Source organism: Streptomyces thermodiastaticus, from assembly GCF_014656135.1.
GTDB classification, from domain to species: Bacteria; Actinomycetota; Actinomycetes; order Streptomycetales; family Streptomycetaceae; genus Streptomyces; species Streptomyces thermodiastaticus.
Genome location: NZ_BNBV01000018.1, coordinates 99,241 through 105,726, shown reverse-complemented (window position 1 = coordinate 105,726; position 6,486 = coordinate 99,241). Strand labels below are relative to the sequence as shown.

Below are 6,486 nucleotides of genomic sequence, written 5' to 3'. Positions count from 1 at the left end.
GGGCTGGTGCGGAAGAGGCAGGTAAGACAGTGAGACGAGCGGGACGAACGTGCCGGGGCCGCCCGAGTCGGACAAGCAGCCCTTTACAGCCGCGTCTGAATGTTCAGGCGCCGCATCCAGTCGTTGAGCTGGAGCACCATTTCCGCGTCGGCGCGGCCGAACCAGCCGCCGCGGTCGATCAGTGACGGCTCCTCGGTCATGCGGCGGATCGCCTGCAGATCCACCAGCGGCCGCGCCGGTGCCGTACTGTCGTCGAGGAAGTCGCGCAGTCTGCTGCGCAGACCGGCCCTGTAGCCAGGGTCGTAATTGATGGGGAAGGGCACTTTGGCCCGGGTGAGCACCGACGGTGGGACGACGTCCCGTCCGAGGGCGCGCAGCAGGCTCTTCTCCCGGCCGTCGAACGACTTCATCGACGGGGGAACGTTGTACAGCATCGACAGCAGGCGGTGGTCGGTGAACGGGAACCGCACCTCCAGACCGGCCGCGGTGCTCAGCCTTTCCATGTGCAGCACCGTTTGTTCCAGCAACCTGGTCACGGTGAGGTAATCCACCTGACGGGCGAGCCGTTCCAGACGGTCGCCGCCGGCCGGGTGCGGTACCTCGTCGAGGGCTTCGCGGAACATCCGGTCGACATGGCCGTCGACGTCGACCGCCTCCAGGAGAGCCCGGTCGAAAAGGCCGGTGCCGATTCCGTGGCGCATGCCCATGCGTCGCGAACGCATGATCCACGGAAAGGACGTCAGCACCCGGTTTCCGTCGACGGAGCCGCCGGGACCGGCGAACAGCGCGTCTGCCCCCTCACCGCTCAGCGCCACGGGTGTGTGTCCGGCGACCTGCCGGCTGAAGAGGTAAGGAGTGATGTTCTTGTCGCCGAAGGGCGTCGGCACGTCCTTGGCAGCCAGTACTTCTGCCGATGTCACCGGGTCCGACAGTTCCTCCGGACGGATGACGACGTTCCAGTGGTCGCAGGCCCACATCCGTACCACCTCTTCGGCGTACGGCCGGTCGGGGACGGGGGCTGCGGCACCGTCGAACAGCACGGTGAAGGTTCTCGGCGGACCGTGCACGCCGAAGGCGACCAGACCTGTCAGGATGCTGGAGTCCAGACCGCCTGAGAGCAGAACGGCCGCCTGTTTCCCAGGCGCCGATCGTGCCACGGCGTCCTCGAGCAGTTCCCTGACGTGCTTGATCGTGGAGTCGAGGTCGAGTTCGTGGGGGTGAGCCTCCAGGCGCCAGTACGGCTCCTCGGTGCAGGCGTTCGGTGACAGGCACACTGTGTGGCCGGGCCGCACCTCGCGCAGGCCGCGCAGGACACCATGACCGGGGCTGCGCAGTTGTGTGAGGACCGCGGCCAATCCGGTGCCGTCCAGCTCCGCGCGCACCAGTGGATGACTGGTGATGGTGGCGACATCGGAGGCGAACACCGCACCGCTGGACGTGAGTACATAGCTCAGGGGTTTCACGCCCAGCCGGTCGCGGCCTAAGAGGAGTTCTTCGCCGCGGACGTCGAACACGCAGAAGGCGAATACGCCGTCCAGGTGTTCCGGAGCGGACCTGCCCCACCGCAGATATGCTCTGAGCACGATGCGTGCGCCACGGTTTCCGCCGGTGATCGTCGCATCGGGACCTGAGCTTTCCCGTGGATCGAGATCACTGGGCGGCACGACGTCTCCGTCACACACCGCCGCTGCCAGAACGTCGCCGAGGGCATTGGTGGCAATCGCAGGCTGCCCGTGCGACGCGGAGTCACGCTGCACCAGCGCCACATGTTGTTCCTGCCAGGGTGGACCGCCTTCTCGGCCACGGGTGACGAGCGAGGAGGCGAGTTGCTCGACTGTAAGACTGAACTGCCGTAAGTTGCGCTCTCGATCAAGCCAACCGGCAATACCGGACACGCTCATCCTTCATTCTATTGGCGCTCGGATGTCGATTACGCGTCACAAGACAACCCTCGCCGATCAGGTAAGGGCATGGCTGGGAATGGGATGACGGAGGGGGAATCCGGTGAGGAGGAAAGACAGGGGATTCGAAGAAGCAGGAGGGGGACGTTCCAGATTCTAGGAGAGCGGCGCCCCGCATGTCTGTGAGCTACTTCACCTAGTGGTTCTGCGAGAGCTGTACACGGCCTGGGTATACAAAAATTATTTTTCGATCGACTTGAACGCCCGGCGAGCCGGTGAGGACTGCGGTGTCTTGCGTGGCTCTTCCCCTGTGATCCGTTGTCCGCGCCGGGTTCACAGTGACCACGACACATGTGCCGTGTGACGAGCGGTGGGGCTGGTGGCCCGGTCCTGGCAGGCCGAAGAGCCGCTGGTACGTGTCCGCCGACGGTGCGGACGCGTGCCGCCGGCCGGTGCGATGCACGCGCATGGGCGCGCGGTGCCGCCTCACCGTACGCGTGCAGCATCGGTCGCGCGAAGGCGCGACCGCAGCGTGCTTCCGCGTTACGCACGGGGGGTGCAGGGCAGGCGACGCGCGCCGGCCGGTGGGGCATCCGGGACACGGTCCGCCGCGGCTCGCCGGCACGACGGGCAACCACGTGGGCACCACGGTACGAACCAGCACCCGTGAACCCGGCCGCCCCCAGCAGCCCCGTTCCGCAGCCGGCCCGAGCCGCACGTCACGCCTCGCCGCACCAGTCACGGACCAGCCGGAAGAACTCCGCCTCGGTGCCGCCGAACCCCGCGCGCTTCAAGGCTCGTTCGGCGTCCGCGAGGACGGACGGCGGGAGGAGCGGAGGCGGGCCGCCGGCGGCCGGGGGAGAGCCGAGGCGGGCCTGTACGGTCCTCAGCAGCCGGACGTAGGCCTGAACGGCGGCGCGTTCGTGGTCGGTCAGGACGGCGGTCGGCATCAAACCCTCTCCCCGGATGTCGGCTCACAGCGGTCGGCCCGCCCGGTCCCGGCCGTTTCGGAACCGCACGTGCCCACCAGCTTGCCGTCCGGCACTGACAACGCCCCCGCGCCGCGGCCGATGTCGCCCGTTCAGCCCGTCGGACGCGGCCCGGGACGCTCCCCGTCCACCTCCATGCGGCGGCCCAGATAGCCCAGCGACGCCTCGATCCGGCCCACGAGGCGGTCCCGCCGCACCGGGCGGCGCAGGGAGGAGGAGGCCAGCCAGGAACGGCACTTGCTGGCCAGCAGCAGGCCGAAGTGCTCGGCCTCCTCTTCCTCCGTGCGCTCGAAACCGCTGCGCGCGGCCACCTTCTGCACCGTCGCCGGCAGATCCGCGCCCTCGTCGAGCAGGCGGGCGGCGACGGCGGCGCCCTCGACATGGCGGCCGCCGTGCCCGGCCTGCATGTGCCACAGCTCGTGCCCGAGGATCACCAACTGGTGGTCGGGAGCGGTGCGTTGCTCGATCAGGACCAGGTCCTGGTCCTCCATGTCGAGCCACAGCCCGCTGGCGGTGGCGGGCGGAAAGGCGGCGGTGCGGAACGTCACCGGCCGTCCGCGGCGTCTGCTCATGGCCGTGCACAACGCGGTGTACAGGTCGTCCGGCGGGGCCGGCTTCGGCAGCGTCAGCTCGGCGACCAGTTCGCCGCACAGCCGCCGCATCCGCCTGTCGATGCCCACGGTCCTCCCCAGCTTCACGGCATCACGACTCGGGCCGCTTCACGCTCTCCAGAAGCATGTCCAGCCACTCGGCCACCTTGTCCCGGTGCCGGTCGGTGGGCAGCTGCGCCGCACGCCAGGCGATCGACCGCACCCCGTGGTTCTGCAGCAGCCGCTCCAGCGGATCGTCGGCGGCCGCGGCCGCCTCGCGCTCCCGGTCGGCCAGCCGCTGCAGCAGCTCCTGCTCGGTCTGCTGCAGGGCGCCCGCCAGCGCCTCGGGGTCCTCGGCGGTCAGGAAACCGGCGTGCACACGGAAGAAGCGCTGGATGGCGTCGCAGTGCTCCATGGTGGGGCGCCGGTCACCGTTGATGAGCGCGCCCGCCTGCTGCCGCGACATGCCCGCGCCGTCGGCGATCTCCTGCTGGGTGTAACGCCGCCCGTTAGGCTTGAGCCGGGTGCGGCGCAGCAGGTCCAGACGTTGCAGAAAGCGTGCCTGCACGTCCGGCTCGCCCGCGGGCCGACCGCTGAGCAGGGCCCGCACCACGGGCTCGGGCACGCCGCTGGCCACGGACAGGCGGCCGGCGTCGAAGACCTCCGTGTGGGGCACGCCGAGCCGGTCGGCGAGCGCGGTGACGCGTGCGACGACCGCCGTCAGCACAGGCGACACCGAGGTGCCCGGATCTTCGATGCCATCGGTCACCGACAGATCTCCTACGTCTCTCACAGGCTTCTCACATGGCGGGGCGCCGTGAACTTCCCGGAGAGTAGCCCGTCGCTCGAACTCACATCCAGGTCTCGCCACAACTGTGGCCAATTTCAGCCGACAACCGTCCCTGAATGCCACGATAGTTGACACGACTCGTCTCCGACCAGCAGGATCGGGGCGCCGCGTGAAGGCCGCAGAGGCAAGAGGGGTGACCTCCCGATGGCATTTCAGTCAGGAGGGCAGCGGCCGGCGCCGCGGTCCGTTCCCGTCCGATCCGAGGCGCAGGCCTACCTGCAGGACTACGCCGCGCTGCTGGAGGCCGTCTCCTTTCCCTCCTTCGTCGTGGACCACAGCTGGGACGTGGTCCTGAGCAACAGCGCCTTCACCGCGCTCTTCCGGCACCTGGGCCCGCACCCGACGGCCATGCCGGACGACAACTTCCTGCGGTTCGTCCTCTTCCACCCCGAGGCGTCAACCGTTCTCGGCCCCGACCACGAGACGCGCTGGTGCCTGCCGATGCTCGCCCAGTTCGCGGCCGCCCTGGACCGCTGCGGTCCCGATCACGCGCTGCAGGCCCTGCGCCGGGACATCGCCCAGGACCCGATCATGGACGCCGCCTACCGGCAGGGCGTGCCGCACTGGCTGCGGGTGGCCGGAGCGCAGGCCGCCGTGTCCGACGGTGCCGTCCGGCCGCTGATCCACCCCGATCCGCGGCGCGGCGTCACCCACTGCCGGGTCGTCGAGGAGACCCCGCAGACCCTGCGCGACCTCGGCTACACCCGGATCACCCTCGTCCTGCGTGCCGCGCGGCGCACCGACGCGCCCGCGCGCAGGCCCCGGCGCACCCGCCGGACCGCGGGCCACCTCCGCGTGGTGCCCGCACCCGAGGTCTGAGCCGGCACCGTCGGCGTTCAGGTCGCCGACGGCGTCGTGCTCATCCTCGTCCGTGCCGTGCGCGGGGGTGCCGCTCGTCCAGCACGAGCACCAGCGGCACCCCCGCGCACGGCACCAGCGTCAGGCCTGCCCAGGTGGCCGTCCGGGCCGTGCGCAGCACCGCCGCGAAGCCGGGACCGCGGGTGAGGGAGCCGGTCAAGTGCGCCGGGTCGGCGGAGGCGGCGACCCGCCCCCGGGCGCCGACCAGATGGGCGGGTCCGGGCAACGCCCGCAGCAGCGGCAGCGCCAGCGCCCCGGGTCTCGGCGACCGCCTCGAACACCGCCTCCCGTACCCGGCCCAGGCGTGCGGCGGTGCACACGGCCGCCCGTGCGCCGGGCGTCGCCGTCCTGCGCCCGTGGTGCGGGGACCGTGCGCGAGCGGTGCCTGTGCCCATGACGCCCTCCAGCCGACGGGCCGGACGCATCAGCGGCGTCGAACCGCCCGTCCGGCTCCCGGCCGCTACAGCCTCAGCCGCAGGGCGACCAGGCGGGCCGCCGTCTCCTCGACGCACCGCTCGGCCAGCGAGCGGGCCGCGTCCGGCGCCCCGTCCCGCACCGCGCACACCACGGCTCGCTGCCGGTTCGCGACTTCTTCACCGTATGCACCGTCGTCCAGCACGAGGCACAGCAGCGCCCCCAGCTCCGTCTGCACCGCCACCTGCGCCCGGGTGAGCCGGGCGGACTGCGCCGCGGCGGCCAGTTCCACCTGGAACCGGCCGTGGAGCCGGCCGCGCGCCGGCGCCTGCGCGGCGCCCGCGAACTCCTCCACGGTGCGCAGCAGATACCCCAGATCCTCCGGCGCGGTGCGCTGCGCCGCCAGCCGGGCCGCCGCCCCCGACAGGGCCGCCCAGTGGTCGCCGAGGTCGCGCAGCTCCTCGGTGCTCCAGGCCCGCAGCCGCTCCCGGAGCCGCTGCGCGGCGGGCCACGGGGGCAGCGAGACGAAGCTGCCGCCGCCCCGGCCGCGCCGGGTGGTGACCAGCCCCTGCTGCCGCAGCGCCATCAGCGCCTCCCGCAGGGTCACCGTGGACACCCCGAGCCGCCCGGCCAGGTCGCTCTCGCCGGGCAGCTGCTCCCCGTCGGCGAGCAGACCGAGTTCTATGGCGTCGCCCAGCCTGCGGACCACCGCGTCCACCCGCGCCCCGGTCGCCACCGGCGCGAACACCATCGTGCGCGCCCCGGTCAGGCCCCGACCGCCCTGCGTCGCCCCGGCGGCCGTCCCGGACGTGCCACCGCCGCCGTCCGCGCCCACGGCACCCGGCGCCCGGCCGTCCGCGTCGCGTCGCCCCACGGCCACCACC

General features: G+C 71.6%; 7 protein-coding genes. 1 reads left to right on the top strand and 6 read right to left on the bottom strand.

Annotated elements, in window-relative coordinates; genetic code table 11:
• Positions 1-83 precede the first annotated feature (83 nt).
• The 4 genes from IE286_RS17590 to IE286_RS17575 all read right to left on the bottom strand — a co-directional run bounded on the left by IE286_RS17590 (position 84) and on the right by IE286_RS17575 (position 4,249).
• Complete coding sequence (locus IE286_RS17590; protein ID WP_189797706.1) at positions 84-1,901, bottom strand: asparagine synthetase B family protein; 1,818 nt, start codon at positions 1,899-1,901, stop codon at positions 84-86.
• Between the two features lie 719 nt (positions 1,902-2,620).
• A complete protein-coding gene (locus tag IE286_RS17585) occupies positions 2,621-2,851 on the bottom strand; it encodes a hypothetical protein (RefSeq protein ID WP_189797705.1) in 231 nt (76 codons plus the stop codon).
• Positions 2,852-2,982: 131 nt separating this feature from the next.
• Positions 2,983-3,552, bottom strand: coding sequence for a toxin-antitoxin system, toxin component (locus tag IE286_RS17580; RefSeq protein WP_189797725.1), 570 nt, complete (start codon positions 3,550-3,552; stop codon positions 2,983-2,985).
• Positions 3,553-3,592: 40 nt separating this feature from the next.
• Positions 3,593-4,249 carry a helix-turn-helix domain-containing protein gene (locus IE286_RS17575; protein WP_189797704.1) on the bottom strand — a complete coding sequence of 219 codons (657 nt, stop codon included), beginning with the start codon at positions 4,247-4,249 and terminating at the stop codon, positions 3,593-3,595.
• A 225-nt stretch (positions 4,250-4,474) separates the two neighbouring features.
• Here IE286_RS17575 and IE286_RS17570 point away from each other — a divergent pair, with 225 nt between their 5' ends.
• Positions 4,475-5,149 carry an MmyB family transcriptional regulator gene (locus IE286_RS17570; protein ID WP_189797703.1) on the top strand — a complete coding sequence of 225 codons (675 nt, stop codon included), beginning with the start codon at positions 4,475-4,477 and terminating at the stop codon, positions 5,147-5,149.
• 40 nt (positions 5,150-5,189) lie between these two features.
• Here IE286_RS17570 and IE286_RS17565 read toward each other — a convergent pair whose 3' ends face one another.
• Positions 5,190-5,414 (bottom strand): hypothetical protein, encoded by a 225-nt coding sequence (locus tag IE286_RS17565; protein WP_373312717.1) that lies wholly within the window; start codon positions 5,412-5,414, stop codon positions 5,190-5,192.
• Between the two features lie 234 nt (positions 5,415-5,648).
• A complete protein-coding gene (locus IE286_RS17560) occupies positions 5,649-6,353 on the bottom strand; it encodes a FadR/GntR family transcriptional regulator (protein WP_189797724.1) in 705 nt (234 codons plus the stop codon).
• Positions 6,354-6,486 lie beyond the last annotated feature (133 nt).